Origin of the sequence: Nocardia sp. NPDC051030 (assembly GCF_040683015.1) — a bacterium.
Lineage (GTDB): Bacteria > Actinomycetota > Actinomycetes > Mycobacteriales > Mycobacteriaceae > Nocardia.
In genome coordinates, this window is record NZ_JBFBCD010000003.1 from 473,694 (window position 1) to 495,534 (window position 21,841).

Annotated in this window: 24 protein-coding genes; 19 read left to right on the forward strand and 5 right to left on the reverse strand. The window is 66.2% G+C overall.

The window, feature by feature from the left end; translation table 11 throughout:
* Window position 1: 1 nt before the first annotated feature.
* Complete coding sequence (locus AB0N05_RS11430) at window positions 2-1,105, forward strand: XdhC family protein (RefSeq protein ID WP_364690988.1); 1,104 nt, start codon at window positions 2-4, stop codon at window positions 1,103-1,105.
* 14 nt (window positions 1,106-1,119) lie between these two features.
* On the opposite strand, the gene AB0N05_RS11435 is transcribed toward AB0N05_RS11430, so the two are convergent.
* Window positions 1,120-1,881 carry an IclR family transcriptional regulator gene (locus AB0N05_RS11435; RefSeq protein WP_364690991.1) on the reverse strand — a complete coding sequence of 254 codons (762 nt, stop codon included), beginning with the start codon at window positions 1,879-1,881 and terminating at the stop codon, window positions 1,120-1,122.
* Between the two features lie 25 nt (window positions 1,882-1,906).
* On the opposite strand from AB0N05_RS11435, the gene AB0N05_RS11440 reads away from it, so the two are divergent.
* The 13 genes from AB0N05_RS11440 (at window position 1,907) to alc (ending at window position 12,299) form a co-directional block, all read left to right on the forward strand.
* On the forward strand, window positions 1,907-2,203 hold the full coding sequence (locus tag AB0N05_RS11440) for a thiamine-binding protein (RefSeq protein WP_364690994.1): 297 nt from the start codon (window positions 1,907-1,909) through the stop codon (window positions 2,201-2,203).
* Complete coding sequence (locus AB0N05_RS11445) at window positions 2,196-2,591, forward strand: helix-turn-helix domain-containing protein (protein WP_364690997.1); 396 nt, start codon at window positions 2,196-2,198, stop codon at window positions 2,589-2,591. Before AB0N05_RS11440 ends, AB0N05_RS11445 begins: the two co-directional genes overlap by 8 nt.
* A gap of 191 nt (window positions 2,592-2,782) precedes the next feature.
* Complete coding sequence (gene uraD, locus AB0N05_RS11450; RefSeq protein WP_364691000.1) at window positions 2,783-3,280, forward strand: 2-oxo-4-hydroxy-4-carboxy-5-ureidoimidazoline decarboxylase; 498 nt, start codon at window positions 2,783-2,785, stop codon at window positions 3,278-3,280.
* A complete protein-coding gene (gene uraH, locus AB0N05_RS11455; RefSeq protein WP_364691003.1) occupies window positions 3,277-3,612 on the forward strand; it encodes a hydroxyisourate hydrolase in 336 nt (111 codons plus the stop codon). Before uraD ends, uraH begins: the two co-directional genes overlap by 4 nt.
* 8 nt (window positions 3,613-3,620) lie before the next feature.
* Window positions 3,621-4,526, forward strand: a complete 906-nt coding sequence (gene pucL / locus AB0N05_RS11460) for a factor-independent urate hydroxylase (RefSeq protein ID WP_364691006.1) — start codon at window positions 3,621-3,623, stop codon at window positions 4,524-4,526.
* Window positions 4,527-4,544: 18 nt separating this feature from the next.
* Entirely contained in the window at window positions 4,545-5,942 is a 1,398-nt protein-coding gene (locus tag AB0N05_RS11465; protein ID WP_364691009.1) for a nucleobase:cation symporter-2 family protein, read from the forward strand.
* Window positions 5,943-6,066: 124 nt separating this feature from the next.
* Entirely contained in the window at window positions 6,067-6,447 is a 381-nt protein-coding gene (locus AB0N05_RS11470) for a gamma-glutamylcyclotransferase (RefSeq protein ID WP_364691012.1), read from the forward strand.
* Window positions 6,444-7,241, forward strand: coding sequence for a TIM barrel protein (locus tag AB0N05_RS11475; RefSeq protein WP_364691016.1), 798 nt, complete (start codon window positions 6,444-6,446; stop codon window positions 7,239-7,241). The genes AB0N05_RS11470 and AB0N05_RS11475 overlap by 4 nt, the downstream gene beginning before the upstream one ends.
* The gene (locus tag AB0N05_RS11480) at window positions 7,238-8,113 is read left to right on the forward strand and encodes an NAD(P)-binding domain-containing protein (RefSeq protein ID WP_364691018.1); all 876 of its coding nucleotides are present in this window, start codon (window positions 7,238-7,240) and stop codon (window positions 8,111-8,113) included. Before AB0N05_RS11475 ends, AB0N05_RS11480 begins: the two co-directional genes overlap by 4 nt.
* On the forward strand, window positions 8,110-8,283 hold the full coding sequence (locus AB0N05_RS11485) for a hypothetical protein (RefSeq protein WP_364691021.1): 174 nt from the start codon (window positions 8,110-8,112) through the stop codon (window positions 8,281-8,283). Before AB0N05_RS11480 ends, AB0N05_RS11485 begins: the two co-directional genes overlap by 4 nt.
* 1 nt (window position 8,284) lies before the next feature.
* Complete coding sequence (gene gcl / locus AB0N05_RS11490) at window positions 8,285-10,087, forward strand: glyoxylate carboligase (protein WP_364691024.1); 1,803 nt, start codon at window positions 8,285-8,287, stop codon at window positions 10,085-10,087.
* Entirely contained in the window at window positions 10,084-11,250 is a 1,167-nt protein-coding gene (locus AB0N05_RS11495; RefSeq protein ID WP_364691027.1) for a glycerate kinase, read from the forward strand. Before gcl ends, AB0N05_RS11495 begins: the two co-directional genes overlap by 4 nt.
* Before the next feature lie 20 nt (window positions 11,251-11,270).
* Window positions 11,271-12,299, forward strand: coding sequence for an allantoicase (alc, locus tag AB0N05_RS11500; protein WP_364691030.1), 1,029 nt, complete (start codon window positions 11,271-11,273; stop codon window positions 12,297-12,299).
* Between the two features lie 99 nt (window positions 12,300-12,398).
* On the opposite strand, the gene AB0N05_RS11505 is transcribed toward alc, so the two are convergent.
* Window positions 12,399-13,508 carry a lycopene cyclase family protein gene (locus AB0N05_RS11505; RefSeq protein WP_364691033.1) on the reverse strand — a complete coding sequence of 370 codons (1,110 nt, stop codon included), beginning with the start codon at window positions 13,506-13,508 and terminating at the stop codon, window positions 12,399-12,401.
* Window positions 13,509-13,599: 91 nt separating this feature from the next.
* On the opposite strand from AB0N05_RS11505, the gene AB0N05_RS11510 reads away from it, so the two are divergent.
* Entirely contained in the window at window positions 13,600-14,535 is a 936-nt protein-coding gene (locus tag AB0N05_RS11510) for a hypothetical protein (RefSeq protein ID WP_364691036.1), read from the forward strand.
* Between the two features lie 69 nt (window positions 14,536-14,604).
* On the opposite strand, the gene AB0N05_RS11515 is transcribed toward AB0N05_RS11510, so the two are convergent.
* Window positions 14,605-15,369 carry an SDR family oxidoreductase gene (locus AB0N05_RS11515; protein ID WP_364691039.1) on the reverse strand — a complete coding sequence of 255 codons (765 nt, stop codon included), beginning with the start codon at window positions 15,367-15,369 and terminating at the stop codon, window positions 14,605-14,607.
* An 85-nt stretch (window positions 15,370-15,454) separates the two neighbouring features.
* Here AB0N05_RS11515 and AB0N05_RS11520 point away from each other — a divergent pair, with 85 nt between their 5' ends.
* The 4 genes from AB0N05_RS11520 (at window position 15,455) to AB0N05_RS11535 (ending at window position 20,196) form a co-directional block, all read left to right on the forward strand.
* A complete protein-coding gene (locus AB0N05_RS11520; protein WP_364691041.1) occupies window positions 15,455-16,084 on the forward strand; it encodes a TetR family transcriptional regulator in 630 nt (209 codons plus the stop codon).
* Window positions 16,084-17,607, forward strand: coding sequence for a glycosyltransferase family 39 protein (locus AB0N05_RS11525; RefSeq protein WP_364691044.1), 1,524 nt, complete (start codon window positions 16,084-16,086; stop codon window positions 17,605-17,607). The genes AB0N05_RS11520 and AB0N05_RS11525 overlap by 1 nt, the downstream gene beginning before the upstream one ends.
* A gap of 57 nt (window positions 17,608-17,664) precedes the next feature.
* Window positions 17,665-18,486 carry a crotonase/enoyl-CoA hydratase family protein gene (locus AB0N05_RS11530; protein WP_364691047.1) on the forward strand — a complete coding sequence of 274 codons (822 nt, stop codon included), beginning with the start codon at window positions 17,665-17,667 and terminating at the stop codon, window positions 18,484-18,486.
* Between the two features lie 375 nt (window positions 18,487-18,861).
* Window positions 18,862-20,196 carry an MFS transporter gene (locus tag AB0N05_RS11535; protein ID WP_364691049.1) on the forward strand — a complete coding sequence of 445 codons (1,335 nt, stop codon included), beginning with the start codon at window positions 18,862-18,864 and terminating at the stop codon, window positions 20,194-20,196.
* Here AB0N05_RS11535 and AB0N05_RS11540 read toward each other — a convergent pair.
* Window positions 20,193-21,110 (reverse strand): alpha/beta hydrolase family protein, encoded by a 918-nt coding sequence (locus AB0N05_RS11540; protein ID WP_364691052.1) that lies wholly within the window; start codon window positions 21,108-21,110, stop codon window positions 20,193-20,195. The two genes, AB0N05_RS11535 and AB0N05_RS11540, sit on opposite strands and share 4 nt — an antisense overlap.
* 92 nt (window positions 21,111-21,202) lie before the next feature.
* On the reverse strand, window positions 21,203-21,799 hold the full coding sequence (locus AB0N05_RS11545) for a DUF6875 domain-containing protein (protein WP_364692292.1): 597 nt from the start codon (window positions 21,797-21,799) through the stop codon (window positions 21,203-21,205).
* Between the last annotated feature and the right edge of the window lie 42 nt (window positions 21,800-21,841).

Consider the following 21,841-nt stretch of genomic DNA (forward strand, 5'->3'; position numbering starts at 1 on the left):
TATGCGCGACATCGCGGCACAACTCTTGGAATGGCATGACGCGCAGCAGGATTACGCGATTGCCTCGATCATCGGAATCGGCGGCAGTGCGCCCCGCCCGGTGGGCGCTGCGCTGGCGGTGAACGCCGACGGCGTGGTCGTCGGGAGCATTTCCGGCGGATGTGTGGAGGGTGCGGTCTATGAGCTGTGCCGCGAGTCGCTGCGTACCGGAGAAGCACTCCGGGAGTCCTTCGGCTATAGCGATGCCGACGCCTTCGCGGTCGGATTGACCTGCGGCGGCACCATTTCGGTCTTCGTGCAGCCGGTGACGGCCGCCAATCGCCCCGCTTTCGAGGCGATGCTGCGGTCCGTCGAACCGGTGACGCTGGTCCGGGACCTGCGCACCGGAGCGGCGGCGGCACTGGGCTCCTGGTCCGCGATCGGCGCGACCTTCGACGAGAGGGTGACGGCCGAGGCCCGTGCCATGCTCGACGCAGGTGCGACCGGTGTGCGGACCATCGGATGCGATGACAGCGAAGTTGAGGTCTTCGTCGAATCGCATGTCCCACCGCCGCGCATGATCGTGTTCGGCGCAATCGATTTCGCGGCCGCGGTCGCGCGGATCGGCAAGTTCCTCGGCTATCACGTCACGGTCTGCGATGCCCGCCCGGTCTTCGCGACCCGGGCTCGCTTCCCGGAGGCCGACGATGTGGTGGTGGAGTGGCCGGACAAGTATCTGGCCTGCACCCGCACCGATGCCCGGACCGTGCTGTGCGTGCTCACCCACGACGCCAAATTCGATGTGCCGCTTCTGGAAGTGGCGCTGAGACTGCCGGTGGCGTTCGTGGGAGCCATGGGCTCGCGCCGCACCCATGAGGACCGGCTCGCCCGCTTGCGGGCGGTCGGCCTCACGGAATCCGAGCTGGCGCAGTTGCGTTCGCCGATCGGCCTGGATCTGGGCGGGCGCACCGCCGAGGAGACGGCGGTATCCATTGCCGCCGAGATCATCGCGGTGCGCCGCGGCGGCTCCGGGCTTCCGCTCGGGACGAGCGCGGGACCGATCCACCGGGACTCCGTGCCGGTGCCCGATCTACAGGTTCCGGACTCGCTCGAACTGGTGAATTAGCCCGGAACGCCCGCTCAGCGCAGATCGGCCGACAGCTCCCGGCCGATCTGCGCGAGCAGCGGTGCGGCGCGTTCGATGAGATCCTCGGTCATCCGGCCCACCGGACCCGATATCGAAATCGCCAGCCGCGCAGGCGCATCCGGCACCGAGACCGCCACACATCGCACGCCCAGCTCCTGCTCACCGTCATCCATCGCATAGCCGGTGGTTGCGGTGAGCTCGAGCTGGCGTGCGAATTCTTGTGGGTCGGTGACGGTGTGATCGGTGTAGCGTGGCATCCCGGTGCGTTGCAAGAGGTCTCGCACCTGCTCCGCGGGCATCTCGGCCAGGATGGCCTTGCCCACGGCGGTGCAGTGCGGCAGCACGCGCCGCCCCACCTCGGTGAACATCCGCATGGAATGCCGCGACGGCGCCTGGGCGACATAGACGATCCGGTCGCCGTCCAGCATCGCCATATTCGCCGATTCGCCCAACTCGTCCACCAGCCGCGCCAGATGCGGCCGCGCCTGCGTGCTGAGCATGCGCGCCGCGCTCTCGCCCAGCTTGATCAGCTTGGGCCCCAGCACATACTGACGCGAAGGATCCTGATGCATGTACCCGAGATCGACCAGCGTGCGTACGAGACGGTGAATCGTGGGTAGCGGCAACCCGGATTCGGCCGCCAGCTGCGACACCCCCATGGTGCCGCCGTGTTCGGCCATCGTCTCCAGCAGTCCGAATGCCCGCTCGATGGACTGGACGCCGCCCGATCGGCCGCCTGATGCGCTCGCTGTCACTGACCCGCCTAGTCGAAGTTTCCGGATGGCGGAAGTTTACCGGGTCAATGCCGACATCCGCCGCGCTAGTCTGATGGCCATGCGGCTGCGCGCGGAATTCACCACCGAACCCTTCCATGGCGAGGGGGATCCGCCGCCGCATGCCACCGAGACCCTGTCTCTTCTCGAGAAGTCCGGTCTGACATGTGAATTCGGCCCCCTGGGCACCGAGGTGTCGGGTCCGGGGGATGTACTGCTGCCCGCCCTCGAGGAGGTGCTGTCGGTGGCGTTCGCGCACGGCGCGTCGCGGGTGACTTTGCAGGTCGAGCGGGTCGATGAGTGAGCGCGCCGCGCTGGATACCACGCATCCGGTGCTGGTGACGCTGCATCCGCTACTCGAGCGGATCGGTGGCCGGTTGGTACCGGCGGATCAATGTTTGCCCGACGATGTCCCATTGGTCTGGGAGGGCGCGACCCTCGCGGCGGTGCGGCTGTCCGGTGCGGAACCCGAGGCCGAATCCGAGAGCGGTATCGCGGGGTTGCTGTCCGAGGTCGCGGCCGAATTCGGCATCCCTCTGGCGGAGCTGCCGCGTGCGGAGAAGCAGCGTGCGGTGCGTTTGCTCGAGGAGCGCGGCGCGTTCAGTTACCGGAAATCGGCCGAGACGGTGGCCGAGGCGCTGGGCGTCACGCGGTTCACGGTCTACAACTACCTCAACCGAGCTCGTTCCTGACCTGACGGTCCTGATTTCTCCCCCGAATCCCGCTGCCATGCAGCGGGATTCGTCGTTTCCAGTGCAGGTCAGAGGTGTCGGGCGCAGACTGCTCAACAGAAATTTCAACAAACTGTTGACGATCCTTCGTGACCTGTGACACTATTTCGTTATTCGGAATATCACTTCCGCAATGCGAGAAAGTGCTGGATATGGTCACTGTCGAAGACTTCAACAGGATGAAGGGCGGCCTGCTCCGCCAGACCCTGCTGGACTGCTGCGATGCGCCCGAATGGGCCGACGCGCTCCTGGATTCCCGGCCCTACCCGGACCTGGTCGCCCTGCTGGCGACGGCCGACAAGCTGGCGCACGAGTTCACCCCCGCCGATATCGAGCGGGCGCTGACGGCGCATCCGCGCATCGGCGAACAAGCCAATGGCACCGGCCTCAGCGCCAACTGGTCGCGTGAGGAGCAGTCCGGCGTCGACTCCGATGTGGAGACGGTCGCAGCCCTGCACTCGGCGAATCGCCTGTACGAGAAGCGGTTCGGCCGGGTGTTCCTGATCTGCGCCACGGGCCTCACGACCTCGGAGATCCTCGCGGCCCTGCTGCTGCGCCTGGGCAATGACGACGAGACCGAGGCGACCGTGGTCGCCACCGAGCTCCGCAAGATCGCCATGCTGCGGCTCCAGCGGCTGATCGTCGCATGAGCGCGATCACCACCCACGTGCTCGACACCGCGTTGGGGCGACCCGCGGCCGGAGTTCCGGTGCGGCTGGAGCGAATCGGCGACACCACGCCGCAGTCGCTCGCCGAATCGGTCACCGACGCCGACGGCCGCATTCGCGAACTGGGTCCGGAATCGCTCGAGCCCGGCAGCTACCGCCTCGTTTTCGACGTCGCGCACTACGCCGCCGCCACCGGACAGGACTACTTCCTGTCCGCCGTCGACATCAGCTTCACCCCCACCGAGGGCCGCGCGCACTACCACGTGCCGCTGCTGCTCAGCCCATTCGCCTGTTCCGCTTATCGAGGGAGTTGATCTTTTCCGTGGCCATCCAGCTTGGACAGAATCAGTACGGCAAGGCCGAGAATCGGGTTGTGCGCGTCTATCGCGACACCGATCGGCACACCATCCGGGACCTGAATGTCTCCTCGGCGCTGCGCGGCCGGTTCGAGGACGCGCACATCACCGGTGATCAGAAGGACATTCTGCCCACCGATACGCAGAAGAACACCGCCTTCTCCTTCGCCAAGGAGAAGGGCATCCGCTCGATCGAGGAGTTCGGCCTGACGCTGGCCGACCACTTCATCTCGCGCTGCCCCGGTGCGGATGGCGCGCGGATCGCGGTCGAGGAGTACGCCTGGGATCGGATCCCGGTCGATGGTGTGGGACATGACTTTTCGTTCGTGCAGGCCGGTGGGGGCATTCGCTCGACCGTCATCAATATGGACGGTTACGGCGACGACCGTCGCACCCATGTGGTGACCGGCATCCGGGACCTGGTGCTGCTCAAGTCCACCGGGTCGGAGTTCCACGGGTTCTTCGAGGACAAGTACACGACCCTGCAGCCGACCAAGGACCGCATCATGGCCACCTCGCTGGTGGCGCGGTGGCGCTACGACGGCACCGATGTGGACTGGGACAAGTCCTACGCCTCGATCCGTTCCACCCTGCTGCGCCAGTTCGCCGTGGTGCATTCGCTGGCCTTGCAGCAGACCCTCTACAGCATGGGCCGCGCGGTGCTCGAACAGCATCGGGAGGTCGCCGAGATCAAGTTCTCCGCGCCGAACCGGCACCACTTCCTGGTTGATCTGAGCCCGTTCCACGTGGAGAACCCGGGCGAGGTGTTCATCGCTGCCGACCGCCCCTACGGCCTGATCGAGGCGAGTCTGCACCGCGACGACGCCACCCCCGCCGGCAATGCCTGGCTCGGGGTACCGGCGTTCTGTTGAGGAGAGGCTGAGGACGCCATGGAACTACAAGGGCAACAACGACATACGCGGCCCGAGGACGAGCGGTACCCGGCCTTACAGCTGGCGGCCTACGGCACCCAGCACATTCTCACCATGTACGGCGGGGTCATCGCGCCGCCCCTGATCGTGGGCGGTGCGGCCGGGCTCTCGGCGGCCGATATGGCACTGCTGGTCACCGCTGGACTGTTCGTCTCGGGCTTGGCTACCCTGTTGCAGACCCTCGGCCTCGCCCGGGTCGGCAGCAGATTGCCTATCGTGCAAGGTGTTTCGTTCGCCAGCGTCTCGACGATGGTGTCCATCACCCAGAGTGACGGGCTGCCGTCGGTCTACGGGGCGATCATCGTCGCCGGTGTGATCGGGCTACTGCTGTCGTCATTCTTCGCGCACTTGGTGCGACTGTTCCCGGCCGTGGTGACCGGCACGATCATCACCACGATCGGTCTGTCGCTGCTGCCGGTGGCACTGCGCTGGGCCATGGGCAATGACGCGAAACAACCCGGCTACGGGTCGATGGCCAATATCGGATTCGCGGGCCTGACACTGCTGGTCATCCTGGTGATCAGCCGGGTGTTCCAGGGCGCGATCTCACGACTGTCGATTCTCATCGGCCTGGTCGTGGGAACCGTGGTCGCCGCACTCGCGGGCCGCACCGACTTCTCCGGGGTCGGGCACGCGAAACTGGTGGCGTTGCCGCCGATCCTGCCGCAGGGGTCACCGACCTTCCATGCCGGGGCGATCGTGGCCATGACCATCGTGATTCTGGTGATCATGACCGAGACGACCGCCGACATTCTGGCGATCGGCGAGATCGTGGGCACCGAGGTCGACTCCAAGCGGGTGGCGGCCGGACTGCGGGCCGATATGGCCTCGACGACCGTGGCACCGCTGTTCGGGACCTTCCCGTGCAGTGCCTTCGCGCAGAACGTGGGCCTGGTGGCGTTGACCGGCATCAAGAGCCGGTTCGTCGTCGCCACCGGCGGTCTGGTGCTGGTGCTGCTGGGCCTGGTGCCGGTGATCGGCGCGGTCGTGGCCGCGATTCCGTATCCGGTGCTCGGCGGCGCGGCCGTCGTCCTGTTCGGATCCGTTGCGGCAAGCGGCATTCGGACCCTCGCAAGGGTCAATTATCAGGACAACCTCAACATGGTGATCGTGGGTGTGGCGCTGACATTCGGCCTCATTCCGATTGCGGCGCCGACATTCTGGGACGCGTTCCCGGAATGGATCGGAGTCATCATGCACTCCGGTATCAGCGCCACCGCCGTCGTGGCCATTGTGCTCAATGTGCTGTTCAACGAAATCTCCATAGGCAATCGCTCTGGTGCCTCCGTCTTCGCCGCCGCGGCGGACGAACGCGACGGTCTGGGCGAGCGCCTCGACGATGACATCCGGGATTGATCTCCGGCCTGGATGAATCTACGAAATCGGGACCGAATCGAACCGACGTTTGGTGCTGATCTCGGATATCGCAGCCGGTGTGACCGGCGACATAATTTCGGCAACGGGGAGGAAGGAACCTGCAATGCCTCTCATCTTTCTCAATGGCGGTGCCATGCGTGGCGGACCGCTCAACCATCTCCTGGCGGGCGCACCGTTCGCGGGTGAAGTGAAAACCTCGGCGCAATACCGGTTCTATTCGGTAGGCGACCGTTTCCCGGGGCTGCACCCGGTATCGGACGGCGGCGCGCATGTCGCGGGCGAGCTGTTCGATGTGCCGATGGACGTGCTGCGTACCAGCCTGCTCCCGGCCGAGCCGCCGGAGCTGGAACTGGGCGTGATCGAACTCGACGATCACCGGTCGGTGCTCTCCATGGTGCTGCGCCGCCCGCCCGTCTCGTACCCCCAGCTGGTCGACATCACCGAATTCGGCAGCTGGACCTCGTATCGCGAAGGAAACCGATGAAATACACGGCCGGGGGCGCGCCCCGGAAATTCGATGTGAACTGCTCGATTCTCTTCACCGATCTTCCTTTGCTGGAACGACCGGCCGCCGCCAAGGCCGCCGGATTCGACGCGGTGGAATTCTGGTGGCCCTTCGGAGAAGATCCGACACCGGCCGACAAGGATATCGACGCGTTCGTCTCCGCCATCGACAATGCGGGCGTCGAGCTCATCGGTTTGAACTTCATCGATCTCATTCCGACCGGGCGCGGGCTGGTTTCGGTGCCGGGGGAGGAGACGCGATTCCGTGACAATATCGATGTCGCCATCGGCATTGCCGAGCGCACGGGATGCAAGGCGCTGAACGCGCTGTACGGCAATCGGATTGCCGGTGAGCACGCGCAGCGCCAGGACGAGCTGGCGCTGGAAAACCTGCGCCTGGCCGCCAAGGCCGCGCAGCGCATCGATGCGATCGTGTTGCTCGAGGCGCTCAATGCGTATGAGTCGCCGGACTACCCGATCGTGTCGGCCGCGCACGCCATCAAGATCATCGAAGAGGTCGGCGAGCCGAACCTGCGCTTCCTGTGCGACCTTTACCACCTGGCGCGCATGGACGAGAACCTGACCGGCGTGATCGACACCTGGGCCCGCTACATCGGCCACGTGCAGATCGCCGATTCCCCCGGGCGCGGACGCCCCGGCACCGGCGCGCTCGACTTCGACGCGCTCTACGCCGCGCTCGACGAGAGCGGCTACGAGGGCTATATCGGCCTGGAATACAAAGACCCCGAACTGGATTGGGAGTGGATCAAGTGAGCAAGATCGGTTTCGTCGGCCTCGGAATCATGGGCGGCCCCATGGCGGGTCACCTGGTCAAGGCCGGTCACGACGTCACGGGTTTCGACCTTTCCCCCACCGGCCTGGAGAAGCTGAAGGCCGCGGGTGGCGCGACCGCCGCGAGTGCGGCGGAAGCGGTGCGCGACAAGGACATCGTGATCACCATGCTGCCGCAGGACGAGCATGTGGAGGCGGTCTTCGCCGACGTGCTCGAGAATGCCGCGCCGGGCACCCTGTACATCGATTTCTCCACCATCACCCCGAAGACCTCGCGGTGGACCGCCACCGAGGGCGCGAAGAAGAACCTGCGGGTCCTGGACGCTCCCGTGTCCGGCGGTGAGCCGGGCGCGATCAATGCCGCACTGTCGATCATGGTCGGCGGCTCCGAGGCCGACTTCGACGCCGCCACAGCGGTTTTCGAGGCCGTGGGCAAGACCTTCGCGCTGGTCGGGCCGAACGGTGCGGGCCAGGTCGTGAAGGCCGCCAATCAGCTCGTGGTCGGCGGCACCTACGCCCTGATCGCGGAGGCCATCCTGCTCATGGAGAACCTGGGCGCGGACGCCGAGGCGGGCCTGGACGTGCTGGCCGGTGGCCTCGCGGGCAGCAAGATCCTCGAGCTCAAGCGCAAGTCCATGCTGGAGCGCAGCTTCGCGCCGGGCTTCCGGATCGACCTGCACCACAAGGACATGGGCATCATCCTGCAGGCCGCCCGTGACGCCGAGGTGGCGATCCCCATGGGCGCGCTCATCGCGCAGCTCATCGCCGCGGCCCGCGCCATGGGCCACGGCTCGCTCGACCACTCCGCGCTGCTGCTGGTCACCGAGGCGCTGGCGGGCAAGGGTAAGGCATGACGACCGCCGAAGCGCAGGTGGAGGCGCAGCACCGCGAGTGCTCCGCCGGGCTGCCCAGCGGCTGGACGGTGGATCGATTCACCGTCACCAGCCGCTCTGGCCGCCCGCTCATCGCACCGGTCGGCCGCTGGATGGCCGAACCGCTGGTCGACTCACTGAAGGGGGCCTGATATGGCTCGGATGCGCGCCGTCGACGCGGCCGTTCTGATTCTCGAAAAAGAAGGCGCGACACAGGCTTTCGGCCTGCCCGGCGCGGCCATCAACCCCTTCTACAGTGCCATGCGGGCGCACGGCGGCATCCGCCACGTGCTCGCCCGGCACGTGGAGGCGGCCTCGCACATGGCCGAGGGCTACACCCGCGCCAAGCCCGGCAATATCGGTATCTGCATCGGCACGTCCGGTCCGGCGGGCACCGATATGATCACCGGCCTGTACTCGGCCAGCGCGGATTCCATTCCGATCCTGTGCATTACGGGTCAGGCCCCGGTGGCCAAGCTGCACAAGGAAGACTTCCAGGCCGTCGATATCGCCTCGATCGCCGCACCGGTCAGCAAGTGGGCCGTCACGGTGATGGAACCGGCTCAGGTGCCGGGCAGCTTCCAGAAGGCGTTCCAGCTCATGCGATCCGGGCGTCCGGGTCCGGTACTCATCGACCTGCCGATCGATGTGCAGCTCGCCGAGATCGAGTTCGATATCGAGACCTATGTGCCGCTCGAGGTGCACAAGCCCGCCGCTACCCGCGCGCAGGCCGAGAAGGTCCTGGACATGCTGCTGGCGGCCGAGCGCCCGCTGATCGTGGCGGGCGGCGGAATCGTCAATGCCGTCGCGGATGACCTGCTGCGCGAATTCGCCGAGCTGACCGGCGTTCCCGTGGTGCCGACGCTCATGGGCTGGGGCACGATTCCCGATGATCACCCGCTGCACGCGGGCATGGTCGGCTTGCAGACCTCGCACCGCTACGGCAATGCGACGCTGCTGGAGTCGGATTTCGTGCTGGGTATCGGTAACCGGTGGGCCAATCGGCACACCGGCGGCACCGAGACCTACACCAAGGGACGGAAATTCGTCCACGTCGATATCGAGCCCACCCAGATCGGCCGCGTGTTCTCGCCCGACTACGGGATCGTGTCCGACGCGGGTGCCGCACTGGTCGCCTTCCTCGAGGTCGCGCACGACCTGGCCCGCGAGGGCAAGCTGCCGGACCGTAGCGAGTGGGCCGCCACGGTGCGCGATCGCAAGCGAACCATGTTGCGCAAGACCGACTTCGACACGGTGCCGATCAAGCCGCAGCGGGTCTACCAGGAGATGAACAAGGCGTTCGGGCCCGACGTCCGCTACGTCACCACCATCGGCCTGTCGCAGATCCAGGCGGCGCAGATGCTGCACGTGTACCACCCGCGGCATTGGATCAATGCCGGTCAGGCCGGGCCGCTGGGCTGGACCCTGCCCGCCGCGCTGGGTGTGGCCACCGCCGATCCGGACTCCACCGTGGTCGCGCTGTCGGGTGACTACGACTTCCAGTTCCTGATCGAGGAATTGGCCGTCGGCGCACAGTTCAATATCCCGTACATCCATGTGGTGGTGAACAATTCGTATCTGGGCCTGATCCGTCAGGCGCAGCGCGCGTTCGACATGGACTACTACGTGCAGCTGTCCTTCGAGAACATCAACAGCCCCGAGGTTGGCGGCTACGGTGTGGACCACCTGAAGGTGGCGGAAGGGCTGGGCTGCAAGGCGATTCGGGTGACCGAGCCGGACAAGATCGGCTCGGCGTTCGATCAGGCCAAGCAGTTGATGGCCGAACACCGGGTGCCGGTGCTCGTCGAGGTCATTCTCGAACGCGTCACCAATGTGTCGATGGGTCTCGAGATCGACAGCGTGAACGAGTTCGAGGATCTGGCCGAGTCCTTCGAGGACGCGCCCACCGCCATCGCTGCCCAGCCGCAATTCGAATCGGTGGGGAGCGCACGGTGATTCGGGTGCGCGGCGGTAGTCGCAAGGGGTGGCAGGAAGGACATGTGATCGTCGCCCCCGACAAGTTCAAGGGCTCGCTCACCGCCCCGGAGGTCGCCGCGCACCTCGCCGCCGGTCTCCGGCAGGCCCGCCCGGACGTCCCCGTGGTGACGGTCCCCGTTGCCGACGGCGGGGACGGCACCGTGGACGCACTGGTCGCCTCCGGGTATGCCCGGCTACAGACCGGCGTCACCGGGCCGGTCGGGAATCGAGTGGCCGCCTCGTTCGCGATGAGGGACGAGACGGCCGTCATCGAATTGGCCGAAGCCTCCGGGCTGCGGCGATTGCCCGACCGGCCCACTCCCGAGACAGCGCTCACCGCAACGAGTTTCGGCACCGGGGAGCTGATTCGCACCGCCGTGCAGGGTGGCGCGCGCCAGATCATCCTCGGTTTGGGCGGCAGTGCCTGCACCGATGGCGGCGCGGGCATGTTGAGCGCGATGGGCGCACGCCTGCTCGACGCGGACGGGGAGGCGCTGCCTCCCGGCGGCGCGGCGCTGCGGCGGCTGGACCGGATCGATATCAGCGACATGATCCGGGTTCCAGTCACCGTGGCCTCCGATGTCGACAATCCGTTGCTGGGTCAGCGCGGTGCGGCGGCTGTGTACGGACCCCAAAAGGGTGCTGGCCCAGCTGAAGTCGCGGACCTCGAGCGGGGCCTGACCCGGTTCGCCGATATCACTCGGCGTGATCTGGGTATCGACCTGGGCGGGCGGCCGGGTGCGGGTGCCGCGGGTGGGGTGGGCTTCGCCGCCCTGACCTACCTCGGCGCTCGCATCCGTCCCGGTATAGAGCTCATTCTCGAGCAGCTGGATTTCGATCGGATGCTCGCCGGTGCGCGCATGGTCATCACCGGTGAGGGTTCGCTGGATGAGCAAACCCTGCACGGCAAGGCCCCGATCGGCGTCGCCCGGGCCGCGATCCGCGCCGAGGTGCCGGTGATCGCGGCCTCCGGTCAGCGCCTGCTGACCCGATCCATGCTGCGCCGCTTCGGTATCGAGGACGCCTTCGCCCTCACCGATATCGAATCCGATCCCGAGGTCTGCATCGCCGAGGCCGGACCGCTCTTGGAACGGCTCGCCGTGCGGATCGCCGAGTCCCGCCTCGACCGGCAAATGTCCTGAAACTACGAGTGAGAGAAGCCATGTCGGATTTCACCACCCTCCCGGACCTCGCCCTGCGCACCAATCGCGCGGGCGTCATCGCCGCCAGCGACGAATCCTTCGAAGAGCGCGAGAACCTCATCCACCCGTGGGCTCCGCGCTTCTCGCCGGAAACCTTCGGCCCGAAGGGGCAGGAATACGACGGCTGGGAAACTCGCCGTCGCCGCAATGACCCCGGCAATGACTGGGCGATCATCCGGTTGGGTATGTCCGGCATCATTCGCGGCATCGTCATCGATACGGCGTGGTTCAAGGGCAACTACCCGCCCTTCATCTCCGTGGAGGCGACTCGCGTGGCGGGGTATCCGTCACCGGCGCAACTGGATTCGGCGGAGTGGGTCGATATCGTGCCCCGCAGCGCGGTCGGTGGCGACGCCAAGCACGAATTCCCGGTCTCGGACGAGAACATCTACACCCACGTCCGCCTCAATATCCACCCCGATGGCGGCGTTGCCCGCATTCGTGTCCACGGTGAGGTGGCCCCCGATCCCACCCTGCTCACCGGTCTGACCGTCGATCTGGCGGCGCTGGAGCACGGTGCCCGAGCCGTGGCCTGCTCCAACATGTTCTATTCGGCGCCGGACAATATGCTGGCCCCCGGCTTGGCTCGCAATCAAGCCGAAGGCTGGGAGACCGGTCGCCGCCGCGATGACGGCAATGACTGGGCGGTCATCCGCTTGGCCGCGCAGGGTGTCCCGGAGTTGATCGAAATCGACACCACCAACCTGCTTTTCAATGCGCCCGCCGAAGTCCGTGTGCGCGCGATCGATCACTGGTCCGATGAACCGCTGCCCGACGCCGAGTCGGACGCCTGGTTCGATCTCCTCCCCACCACTCCGGTCCAGCCGGACACCCCGCACCGCTTCCGCCTCACCTCCGAGGCGAAGCGCCCTGCCACCCATATCCGCCTCGACATCTATCCCGACGGCGGCATCGCCCGACTCCGGCTTTTGGGTTCCCTGACCCCTGCCAGCGAGCAAGCCCTCAACTCTCACTGGGGCGCAATCTAAACCGCTCGCCGACTTCACCCACCTTTCCTGATCCTCGCTCATCCCATTCTGTGGGCGAGGGGAGGGAAAGGTGGGTGAAGTCGTTGGGGCTGTGTGTCGCTACGACTTTCGTGGGATTGCGACTGCGCCGAGTAGGGGGCGGCGCAGTCGCCAGGGGAGAGCTGCGAAGAGGGCGGCCATGGCGGTGGTGGTGCCTGGCAGATCGTCGCGGCCGGAGAGGTAGGCGCGCTGCGATGTGGCCGGGAGGGTGAAGAAGGCGTCGAAGAACGCGGGCACCTCGTGGGGAGGCAGCGCGAGAAGGGCTCGTAGCCCGGCCATTCGGAGGAAGTGAACGGACCTCGCGGAGGCGGGCCAGATCGAGTCTCCGGCGGCTACGGTGTCGGCCAGGCGTAGGGACGTCGCGAGGCTGTAGCCGGTGGCGGGGTGCATGAGTGCGCCTGCGGCTCCGAAGGTTCGAGGGCTCGGGCGGCCGCCGTGGACAGGGAAACGCACTCGTTCGATCTGTTCGGTGCCGGTGAGAGCGATTCCGCGGGAACGCAATCGGTGCTCGAGACGGGCGCGCAGGACCGTGGTGTCGAGGGCGGGGCGACCGGCGAGGCAGGTCTCCTCGAGGAGGACTGTGTCGTCGTTGAGGGGGACGGCGTACAGAAATGACGGGGGCTCAGCGGGATTCGCGCCATTGTCGGGTCGCCAATCCATGAAGAGGATGTCGGATTCGGGCCAGAGCTTGCGGTCCACCATGACACCGAAGGCGGTTTGCTCGGCGAGGGCGGGGGAGCGGGGGACGCCTCGGGCATCGACGACTCTTCCGGCGGGGAGGGTGGGGCCGGATTCGAGCCGGACCGACGGGAGGTCATTGCCCTGAGTGCCGAATCGGGTGGGGATCGAGATCTCGGCGACCCGATCGCGAATGATGCGCGCGCCGTGGAGTTCCAGTGAATCTTGCAGCGTCGCGGTGTCGAATACCACGTAGCGACGGTCCAATTCGATGCGGCGCGTGGTCCAGGCGATGGGGTGGTCGGTGGAGGTGGCGAGAGTGTGGTGCGGGAGCCAGTCCGGGAGTTCGTCCGCCCAGGCCGCGTAGGTGGCGGACCAGCGGCGTTCGGGGTGGGGATCGACCACGGTGACCGCCTGCCCCTGGGCCAGGGCGCGGTGCGCGAGTGCCCGTCCGGCGGGGCCCGAGCCGCAAATGAGAAGATCGGAGGTCACACCGTGATTGGATCATGAACGCTGATCGCCATACGCTTCGGTAACAAGATCGGGCCGGGGAGGGCTCGGCACGGCGCGAAAGGTTGAGCACATGACTTACCCACCCGGACCGCCGTCGGGGCCAGGGTTCGGCGGCGATCCCAATGCCCACGGGCAGCAACCGCAGGAGAACCCGGCCTGGTGGGACCAGCCCGCCACCCCGCAGGGGCAGCCGGTGTGGCCGCAGCAGCAGCCCGTGGATCCCACGTGGCAGCAGCAGGGCGCGCAGCCCGGTTGGCAGCAGCCCGTGGATCAGGGGGCTTGGCAGGGGCAGCCGCAGCAGAATTGGGGTGGCCAGCCCGGGTATCCGCAGCAGCCCGGGTATCCGCCGCCACCGAAATCGAATACCGGACTGATCGTGGGCATTGTGCTCGGTGTGGTCGCGGTGCTGGCCGTCGCGGTGGGTGCGATCGTGTTCGTCACCCGCGGGGACGATTCATCGCAGGCCGGTGGGACGTCGACGACCACCACGACCACGACCACCACCGAGACCACCACGACACGCCCGCCCACGACGACCAAGGCCGCACCGGCCGGTAAGAAGTTCACCTACACCGAATACGGCCAGCCCTGGAACTTCCGCCTCGGTGACGTTGCCCTGCAAGCCGACTGGGTGGAGGGCCACGACTACCCCAGCTGCAGTCAGCTGGAAAAGGGCGGAAAGCTCACCGGCCTAGGCTGCCAATACGCCTCCGAACTGGTCTGGAAGGCCGAGAACGGCGGAGTCATGCTGACCCAGCTGATCTTCACCATGTCCGATGAGGCCAAGGCGACCGCTGCGGACGGCAAATTCGACGACGGCGACCTCAAGTTCCCCGACGGCAGCTACATCAACGACTGGGAAACCGGCAAGTGGCGCGACGGCAGCCAAAGCCAATTCCTGGTCGTCACCCTCGCGACGGCCACCGCCGCCGTCGACACCGAAACCGTCGAGAAGTACCTGCGCTACCGCCACAGCGACACGCTCGGCGCGCTCGTCTTCCGCTGAACGACACACGCCCGGCATCCGGCTGGAACCAGCCGGATGCCGGGCGTGATCGAAAAGTGATGTGCCGGTTCAGATTCCACCGGTGGCGAGCAGTCCGCCATCCACACGAATGGTGGTACCGGTGATCCACGAGGACTCGCTCGAAGCGAGGAACCCGATCAGCGACGCCACATCCTCGGGCGTCCCCAGCCGCTTCATCGGATAGACCGCCGCGGCAGCCTCCTCATCCGCCGAATACAGTGCATCCGCGAACTTGGTCTTGATCACGCCCGGTGCCACCGCATTGACCCGAATCTTCGGCCCCAGTTGCCAGGCCAGCTCCTCGGTGAGCCGAATCAGCGCCGCCTTGGAAGCACCGTAAGCCGCGATGACGCCGGTGGACCGCAGCCCCGCCACGCTGGCCACATTCACCACCGCGCCCCCGTGCTCACCCATCCAAGCCTTGTACGCCTCTTGCACATACCCCAGCGCCGCAACGACATTCACGTCGAAGATCTTCCGTACCGCATCCAGGTCCGCCTCCATCAGCGAGCCGTACACCGGATTGATCCCCGTATTGTTGACCAGCACATCCAGCGACCCGAACCGCGCGACAGCCGCCCCCACCTGTTCGGCCCGAGCGTCGGCATCCCCGGAATTACCGGCAACGGCGACAACCTCCCCCTGATACCCCAACGCCCGCAGCTCCCCAGCCGCCTGCTCCAACGGCTCCAGCTTCCGCGCCGTCACCACCACATTGGCCCCACGCCGCAGCAGCTCCGCCGCTACCCCGTAACCAATACCCCGGCTCGCCCCGGTAACCAGCGCGGTCTTCCCCAACAGCTCATCGCTCATGTGACGGCACGTTACGTCAGTCATGTGATCTGGGTGAATTCGCCCCGGTCTTCCTTCCACGGTCCGAATGTCCTAAAATCTGGCCGTGCGGTCAGAAAATGAACCAGTCGGTCAGCAACGGTCGTTCATCGAGGAGGCGCGGCGGAGGCAGATCATCGCCGCGGCCGTCGAGGTGATCGCCGAGATCGGTTACGGCAATGCGTCATTGGCCCGCATCGCCAAGCAGGCGGGGATCTCCAAGGGGGTCATCTCCTACCACTTCGACGGTAAAGACGACCTGATGAACCAGTTGGTCATTCAGTTGTATGTTTCCGGCGCCGAGTCCATGACGCCGGTTATCGCCCAAGCCGAAGGGTGGCGCGGAAAGGTGCTGGCGTACATCGAATCCAATCTCGACTTCGTGTACGCCAATCGGGCCTACGTGGCGGCCATGACCGATGTGGTCTTCAATCTGCGTGACGCTGACGGGAAGCTGCGCTTCGCGACGTCCGAGGGCGCTGACGAGATTCTCGGTCCATTGGCGGACCTGCTGCGAGAAGGGCAGCGAGCGGGCGACTTCGGTGACTTCGACCCGCTGCTCATGGCCAAATCCATTCGCGACGCCATCGACGGAACCGCAAGTCGGGCGGTCGGTGAACCGGACTTCGACGTGCGCAAGTATGCGGCACACGTGTGCCGAATCTTTGATATCGCAACGAGAAAGCAGGGGGAGTAGTGACCGGTACGTTGCGGACACAGGCAGTGCGGCAGGATTCACCGGCCGGGCTGCAGCCCTTCGCATGGGGCTGGGTGACGGCCATTGCCGGGGTGGGTGGGCTGGCGCTGCTGGCCACCCTCGGGCAGTACGGATTCTTCGGTGACGAACTGTATTTCGTCTCGGCGGGGCATCGTCTCGCGGTGAGCTATGCCGATCAGGGGCCGCTGGTACCCGCCATCGCCTGGCTGACGGACCTGATCGCGCCCGGATCGATGGTGGCACTGCGCATTCCGTCGTTGCTGATCACCGTCGCCGCCGTGTTGGTGAGTGCGCTGATCGCCCGGGAGTTCGGTGGATCGCGGGGCGCTCAGGCGCTGACCGCCGGCGCCTACGTCACCTCACCGTTTCTTCTGGTGCAGGGAACTCAACTGTCCACCAACGCAATTGATACGGGGCTGTGGGTATTCATCAGCTGGCTGGTCATCCGCTGGGTGCGTACCCGGCACGACGGGCTGTTGCTGGGGGCGGCCGCGTTGACCGCGGTCGATATGCAGGTGAAGTGGCTGATCCCCTTCTTCTGGGTCGCGGTCGTCGTCGGCGTGCTCTGGTTCGGCCCGCGGGAAATGCTGCGGCGCCCGATGCTATGGGCCGGTGGGGCAGGCGTTTTCGCCCTGATGGTGCCGAGCCTGATCTGGCAGGCCCGGCGCGACTGGCCGCAGCTCGGTATGGGTGCGCAGGTCGCGGCCGAGCAGGACGGTGTCGGCGGACGGGCCATGTTCGTGCCGATGGCAATCGGTTCGGCGGGTGTCCTCGGCGCAGTGCTGGTGCTCGCCGGGATTTGGGCGCTGCTGCGGTTGCCCGCGCTGCGGGCGTATCGGTTCTTCGGCGTCGTCCCGCTGCTGGTGACGGTGGCCTTCGTGATCACCGATGGCCGACCGTATTACGTGGTCGGCTGCTACGGCGCGGTGATGGCGGCCGGGGCGGTGTTCGCTACCCGTAAGGTTGCGGGCTGGCGTAAGTGGGCGGGTGTGGCGCTGGTGCTGGTCTCGGTCGTCGCGGTGGTGGCGGTAATGCCGTGGACACCGGCTGCGAAGCTGCAACCTGCCGCGTCGGAGCAGGATGCGTGGGCACAGCTCAGCGTGTACGGGCGCTTCGGCTGGGGTGAACTCGCGCAGGCAACGCGTTCGGCGTACCTGGAATTGCCCGAATCCGAGCGGGCCGTCGCGGTGGTGATCGCCGACTCCTACTGGCAGGCAAGCGCTTTGGATCTGGACCGGGACCGGTACGGACTGCCGCCGGTGTACAGCCCCAATCGCGGTTTCGGCTACTTCGGCACCCCGCCGGACAGTGCGACAACCGTCCTCTGGGTAGGCGGTGACGGCACCGTGCCCCGCGCACGCTGTACCGACGTCACCGCTGTCGGTCGCGCCGATGCGCGACTGGGCATTCCGGGCGTCACCCGCGATATCACCCTCTGGCGCTGTGACCGCCCACGCGCGCCGTGGTCGAGCGAGTGGCCGAGCATGTTGAGCCTGGGCTGAATCCCGTCGGTACGCCGACCATTGAAGTATACCGATTGGTCTACTAGGCTCGGGTGCGTGACCACCGCGACTGTCCTTACCGAACGTGCCGGGCACGTCCTGACGATTACCTTGAATCGTCCGGAGAAGCTCAATGCCTTCGACTTTCCGATGATGCGTGGATTGGCCGAGGCGTACACCGAGCTCGCGAATGACAAGGACCTGCGGGTCGGGGTGCTGCGAGCGAACGGCAGTTACTTCACCAGCGGACTCGATCTCGGTGCGCTGGCACCGAAGCTGCCACTGGAGATTTTGTCGCAGCTCAACCCCTTCCCGTTCGATCTGGTGAAGGGGTTGGTGCCCAAGGGAGGAATCGACCCGTGGGGTGTGGGTGCGCCGCTGTGCCCGAAACCGGTGGTGACCGCTGTCGAGGGGCGCTGCTTCACGCTCGGTATCGAACTGCTGCTGGCGGCCAGCATCAATGTCGCTGACACTTCGGCAACCTTCACGCAGTACGAGGTCAGTCGCGGGCTGTTCCCGTTCGGCGGCGGCACGGTGCGCTGGCCGCTGGCAGTCGGCACGCACAATGCCAACCGCTGGACTCTGACCGGCGACGATTTCCCTGCGGCGGAAGCCCACCGCATCGGCCTGGTCCAGGAACTCACCGAACCCGGTCAGGCGGTGGCCAAGGCCCACGAGATCGCCGAAACCATTGCCCGCCAAGCCCCTTTGGGTGTGCAAACGGTGCTGCGGAATGGCCGGCTCGCGCAGGACAAGGGTGCTGCCAAGGCAATCGGCAAGGTGCGCATGGAATTCGCCCGCATCTTGATGAGCAAGGACCTCCGGCGCGGCTTCCAAGCCTTCAAGAATCGTGAGGAAGCCCGCTTCGAAGGAAACTGACGTAACGCTCAGGGTGATGGCATGCGAGTTCCGGTGTGCACATAGGGGGCGATCCCCGGCCGCGACTCCGCCACGGTGCCCGCGTCGCATCCCATGACATGACGAGCGACAGGGCTCATCGGCGATTCGGATCGGAGCTGCCCCATGGGGGCATGCCGTGGTCGTCGCTGGATCACGGTCATTCGGGTGTGCTGCCGTTATGCTGGCGCAATCGACTCTCCGCAGAGGTTCGGGAAATCCGCCGCCGGCGGGCGGGACAGTGTCGCGGTAAGCCGCGATTCGGCCCGATGGGGCGTCGGCGGTACTGAGATCGCGGGCGATCGGGGGGCCGGGGGTTCGGGGGCGTGGCTGTCTTTTGTTGGTTGCCTGATCGCCGTGTTCATGCAGATGATCGATGGAACCATCGTGATCACCGCGCTGCCCAGTATCACCGCGGAACTGGCGGTGTCGCGGCAAGCGCAGTTGCTGGTGGTGTCGGGGTACTCCCTGGCTTTCGCCTGTACCTTGCTCACTGCGGCTCGTATAGGTGAGCTGGTGGGGCGGCGCAGCATGTTCCTCGCCTCGGTGGCGGTGTTCACCGCGGCGTCGGCATGGTGTGGAATGTCTGGCAGCGCAGGCGAACTCGTGGCGGCGCGGGTGGTGCAGGGCGGCGCTGCGGCCGGGATGACGGCGCAGACCATTGCCATTGTCGCGGCGAGTTTTCCGCGGGAGCGGCACCAGCAGGTGTTCGCGATCTATGGCGCGGTGGCCGGGTTCGCCGGAATGCTGGGACCGATAGCCGGTGGGGCGCTCGTCACGGCGGACCTGTTCGGGCTGGGTTGGCATGCGGTGTTCCTGATCAATGTGCCGCTTGGGCTGATCACGTTCGCGCTGGCGCTGCGGTATCTGCACCTCGGCCGTCCGGCGCAGCGGGAACGGCTCGATCTCGGTGGAGCCTTGTTGTCCACTGTGGGCCTGTTCGCACTTCTCTACGCTCTCACCGATATCCAGCAGAACGGCTGGCGGACTGGGTCTTTCGCGATGATTGCCGCGGCCGTCGTCTGCACGGCGGTTTTCTTCGTCCAGCAGTCTCGCGCGGCGCGGCGCGGCCGGAACCCGCTGGTGCGGTTCGACCTGTTCACCGATCGGCGTTTCGCCATCGGGTCCATCCTGGTGGCCGTGTTCTTCGGCATGTTCACCGCTTTCGTGTTCGCGGTGTCCATCACGCTGCAGGACGAGCTGGGGTTCTCGGCTTGGCGCACCGGTCTGTTGATGACGCCCTTCGCGGTCGGTGCCTGTGTGGGCGCGCTGGCCTCGCCGATGCTGGTGCGGCGCTTCGGAGTTCGCACCCTGACAGTCGGGATCACCGCGTTCGGCGCGTGTGTCGCCGTCGGGGCCGTCTATCTCCACCTGATCGAGGGGGCCGTGTCCGTGCCTCTGGTCATCGGGCCCGTCTTCCTGGCGGGTCTGAGCGTCGGAATGTTTTGCGTGCCATTACAACCCATCATGCTGTCCGGCCTGGACCAACGTCGGATGGACGCGGCGTCGGGCATGGTGCCGACCGTCGAGCAGCTCGGCAACGCCTTGGGCCTGGCGCTGCTGAGTGCGGTGTTCTTCCGTGAACATACGGTGGCCGGAAGCGTCACCATGTTCGCGGCGATCGCGGTGGTGGCGTTCGGCACGGCCGTGCTGACGTTCGCGTTGCCCGAAGCGGCGGACAACGCGCGCTAGACCCCGAGGGCGGCGGCGAACAACGGCCATGAATTGTGCAGATCGTCCTGCCAGTATGGCCAGGCATGGGTGCCGTCGCGGCGCACGACAGTAGCCGGGATACCGAGACCGGCCAGTCGATCGGTCAGTTCCGCGGTGCAGCCGCTCACCACCGACTCCATGCTGCCGCCGATCAGCATGCGGTCCGCCAATCGCCCCGCATCGCCGCCGATCGACGGGTCGGTGAGCGTGTCGTGCACACCGGCCGCGCCATTGCCGGTCGATATGTACAGCGCTAGGCCACGCAGCCGATCGGCATTGAGGACCGGATCGTGCGCGGCCCACGCCGGGCTACCGGCCGCGCCCCACATATTGCCCGCGTTCGCGCCGTACAACTGCAATTGCGAATACACGTAGGCACTGGCGACCGGATCACTGGTTTTCGGGCATCCGCTGAATGCGCCCACCGCCTGATACCGGCCCGGTGCCTCGATCGCGAGATTCAATGCCGAGGTTGCCGACATCGATGTTCCCGCAACGGCATTGCGGCCGGTCATGCCGAAATGGCTCTCCAGCAGCGGAGGTAGTTCATCGATCAGGAAGGTGGACCACCGGTTGCGGCCGAGCACCGGGTCATCGGTCAGCCAATCGGTGTAATAGGAGGCGCGCCCGCCGATCGGCTGGATCACATTGACCGGTTTGTCGGCGAAGAACTGCGCGACATCGGTCCGACTGGTCCAGGGACCACCCGATTCCCCGCCGTCGACCGCATTGAGCAGATACAGCGCCGGTGCGGGCCCGTCCGGGTGCGAAACCCACACCGGAATCGCCCTGTTCATGGCAGCGGAAAAGACGACGACCTCGTATTGGCGACCACCGAGCGGACGTACCCCGAGTATCGAGGAACCCGGATCGGCGGCAACAGGAATGGGCAACGTAACAGCGAATGCAGCGAGCAAGACGATCAGACAGCGCAGTATCCGATGCATAGGGACAGTATTCCCCGGTCAAGCCGATAATCTCGTGATCAACGGGCGTGTTCATCGGCGGAATGTACTCGCAACGAGGTTATTTCACCCGCCTCAGGCCCGTCGACCAGCATCTTCTCGGCAATTGCCCACCGCAGCGCCTGCGGCAGATCCGGTGCCACCTGCGTGAAGTACGCGTACAGCCAATCGGACCGGGAGACCAGAAACGGGAAGTCGGTGCTCATCATGGGACGCAGCACCAGCATCGGCAGCGGAGCGTCCAGCGGATGGAACGCGCGGTTCCACAGTCCCGGAACAGTGCAGCCCGGATAGAACTGACCGAGCATCAGCCCCTGGGTTACCGCCTGGGTTTTGTGCGCCCGGTGCGCGGCATCGATCAGTTCGTAGCGTGTCAGTTCCGGAAAGATCGTGACCAATGTGGAACGCCTTGCCTCCGTGGGATTCTCGTGCAGCAACCGGCGGTACACCTCGAAGGCGTCGTCGATGACCTCGTGCATCCGCGCCATCGGCAATGTGTCACCGCCGACAGCGGATCCAGCCCAGACGAGGTGACGGGTGGCACTGTTCCGTATGAACGGGCACACCGGTCCCGGCCGTCCCAACTCCGGATGCGGCCGAGTCAGATGATCGGTCATCCACCGCAACAGCACACCCGCCTCCGGTCCCTGTCCGGCCCA